Below are 2,710 nucleotides of genomic sequence, written 5' to 3'. Positions count from 1 at the left end.
GGTGGCCGCTGGCTACCGGGGCGTACGGTTTATGGCAGCGGTGTGGCCAGCGGCGTTTTCTTTAACGCGTCAGCACATTCCTGCGTCGGGCGATCCACCCGTTGCAGCGTCATACCGTCATATTCCAGCGTATTGCCTTCGCGCTCGATCTCGTACAGCTCGCGTTTCACCGTCACGTTGGTGAGATCGCCAGAGAGCATCGTCAGTTTCCCCGGCAGCGCGATTACCCGCTGCCACTGGCGACAATCCAGCGTATCGCCCTCTTTCGTTATCACCAGGCTGGCAATAGCTTCCGGACTCACCAGGCTGCGTTGCGGACCTTTTGACTGCCAGTATCCTTCCAGACCGGCCGGCGCTGGCGTTTTCACCACGTCGTTATAATTTTCTACTTCGGCGCATCCGGTAAGCGCCAGAAATACACCAACGATTGCTAATTTTTTCATCATTCATCCTGCATGCGAAGAAAATGGGATTGTGGCATTAAAGGCCTGATGTCGCCAGCCTTTCGGCAGCGTTGAGAAAGATTGATCCAGACGGTATTACCTCTTATTACTCATAGTCAAAAATTCTGAACGGTGTAGTATCCACACTTCTTGTTACATACCTTCTGAGTTCAGAGGCACAACGCATGTCATGGCAACACTTCAAACAGGCCTGGTTGATTAAATTTTGGGCCCCCGCCCCTGCGGTTATCGCAGCGGGTATTCTCTCTACTTACTATTTCGGCATTACGGGAACCTTCTGGGCCGTTACCGGTGAATTCACCCGCTGGGGTGGTCAAATCCTGCAACTGTTTGGTGTGCACGCCGAAGAGTGGGGATACTACAAGCTGATCCATCTCGAAGGCTCGCCCCTGACTCGCATCGACGGCATGATGATCCTCGGTATGTTCGGCGGCTGTTTTGCTGCCGCACTGTGGGCCAACAACGTCAAGTTACGCATGCCGCGCAGTCGAGTGCGCATTATGCAGGCGATAGTCGGCGGGGCAATCGCCGGATTCGGCGCACGGCTGGCAATGGGCTGTAACCTGGCCGCATTCTTCACCGGCATTCCGCAGTTCTCGCTACACGCCTGGTTTTTTGCGCTGGCCACAGCTATTGGCTCATGGTTTGGTGCACGCTTTACCCTTCTGCCAATGTTTCGTATTCCGGTCAAAATGCAGAAAGTCTCCGCCGCTTCGCCGTTAACGCAAAAGCCGGATCAGGCCCGTCGCCGTTTCCGCCTGGGCATGCTGGTGTTTATCGCCATGATCGGCTGGGCGCTACTCACCGCGATGGATAAACCCAAACTCGGTCTGGCGATGCTGTTCGGCGTTGGGTTCGGACTGCTGATTGAACGGGCGCAAATCTGCTTCACCTCCGCCTTCCGCGACCTGTGGATTTCCGGTCGCACCCACATGGCAAAAGCGATCATCTTCGGGATGGCGGTCAGCGCCATCGGTATTTTTAGCTACGTGCAACTGGGCGTCGAGCCTAAAATCATGTGGGCGGGTCCGAATGCGGTGATTGGCGGCTTGCTGTTCGGCTTTGGCATCGTTTTAGCGGGCGGATGTGAAACCGGCTGGATGTACCGCGCCGTTGAAGGCCAGGTGCATTACTGGTGGGTTGGTCTGGGCAACGTTATTGGCTCGACCATTCTGGCCTACTACTGGGATGATTTTGCTCCCGCGCTTGCCACCAACTGGGACAAAGTGAATCTGCTCAACACCTTCGGTCCGCTCGGCGGTCTGCTGGTGACCTATCTGCTGTTGTTTGCCGCGCTGATGCTCATTATCGGCTGGGAAAAACGTTTCTTCCGTCGCGCAGGGCTGACGCCTGCCAAGGAGTCTGTATGAAAAATATCGTGCCTGATTATCGTCTCGATATGGTCGGCGAACCGTGTCCATACCCGGCTGTAGCCACGCTGGAAGCGGTGCCGCAATTGAAGAAAGGTGAAATTCTGGAAGTGGTGAGCGATTGCCCGCAGTCAATCAACAATATTCCACTGGATGCGCGTAATCACGGCTATACGGTGCTGGATATTCAGCAGGATGGTCCAACGATCCGCTATTTGATTCAGAAGTAACTGGTTGCCGGATGACACTGCGCTTATCCGGCAAACATTCTCTCCATGTTGCCCCTACACTTGCATCGACATGACTTCCTGATACGCCGACACCAGTTTGTTACGCACCTGAATACCCATCTGCATCGATACCGACGCTTTTTGCATATCTGTCATCACATCATTTAACGCAATACCCGGCTCACCCAGGGTAAATTTCTCAGCCTGCGTACGGGACGCGGTTTGCACATCGCTGATTCTGTCTAACGCCGCATGCAGTTGTCCGGCAAAACTCACGGTCGGTTGTGGCTGCATATCCTGCATTTTTGCTGACATCGCCGTGGCCTGTAACTGGCTGATGACCCCTTCAATCCCCTGTATTGCCGACATTCTGATCCCCTGGATGATTTTTTACGTAGCTGAGATTACCAGTTAGTCAATAAGATAAAGGCGTTAAATAACGATAAAAAACCACGGTTTTTAACGCATAGAAAAATTCGAAACCGCAAATAATGAGACCGTCAATTTTTCGAGTTTGCTGACCCGGGAGTGAGTCTTGTTCCACTTTGCAAAAAACGCCGTCCACGATAAGCCACGAGGTGCGAGATGAGTGCGACAGCATCGACTGCAACCCAGCTTAAACCTCTCGAGTGGTTAAACCGCCTGC

4 protein-coding genes are annotated in these 2,710 nt (G+C 53.6%); 2 read left to right on the top strand and 2 right to left on the bottom strand.

Annotated features, from left to right (window positions below; translation table 11 throughout):
* Window positions 1-29: 29 nt before the first annotated feature.
* Window positions 30-443 carry a lipoprotein YedD gene (yedD, locus tag FDW94_RS05090; RefSeq protein ID WP_003030454.1) on the bottom strand — a complete coding sequence of 138 codons (414 nt, stop codon included), beginning with the start codon at window positions 441-443 and terminating at the stop codon, window positions 30-32.
* Window positions 444-607: 164 nt separating this feature from the next.
* Between yedD and yedE the strand changes: the two genes are divergently transcribed.
* Both yedE and yedF read left to right on the top strand, forming a co-directional pair.
* On the top strand, window positions 608-1,834 hold the full coding sequence (gene yedE, locus FDW94_RS05085) for a selenium metabolism membrane protein YedE/FdhT (RefSeq protein WP_323529607.1): 1,227 nt from the start codon (window positions 608-610) through the stop codon (window positions 1,832-1,834).
* The gene (gene yedF / locus FDW94_RS05080) at window positions 1,831-2,064 is read left to right on the top strand and encodes a sulfurtransferase-like selenium metabolism protein YedF (RefSeq protein ID WP_137377239.1); all 234 of its coding nucleotides are present in this window, start codon (window positions 1,831-1,833) and stop codon (window positions 2,062-2,064) included. Before yedE ends, yedF begins: the two co-directional genes overlap by 4 nt.
* Before the next feature lie 54 nt (window positions 2,065-2,118).
* On the opposite strand, the gene fliE is transcribed toward yedF, so the two are convergent.
* Window positions 2,119-2,433, bottom strand: coding sequence for a flagellar hook-basal body complex protein FliE (gene fliE / locus FDW94_RS05075; RefSeq protein WP_003030448.1), 315 nt, complete (start codon window positions 2,431-2,433; stop codon window positions 2,119-2,121).
* Window positions 2,434-2,710: the final 277 nt, after the last annotated feature.

Origin of the sequence: Citrobacter sp. wls757, from assembly GCF_005280935.1 — a bacterium.
Classification (GTDB): domain Bacteria; phylum Pseudomonadota; class Gammaproteobacteria; order Enterobacterales; family Enterobacteriaceae; genus Citrobacter; species Citrobacter portucalensis.
Note: the sequence above shows the minus strand (reverse complement) of the source record. Positions and strands in the feature narration are given on the sequence as shown.

Bases quoted from the DNA above. Each gene is read 5' to 3' on its own strand.
- yedF (WP_137377239.1), top strand. From the start codon at position 1,831: ATGAAAAATATCGTGCCTGATTATCGTCTCGATATGGTCGGCGAACCG.
- fliE (WP_003030448.1), bottom strand. From the start codon at position 2,433: ATGTCGGCAATACAGGGGATTGAAGGGGTCATCAGCCAGTTACAGGCC.
- yedD (WP_003030454.1), bottom strand. From the start codon at position 443: ATGAAAAAATTAGCAATCGTTGGTGTATTTCTGGCGCTTACCGGATGC.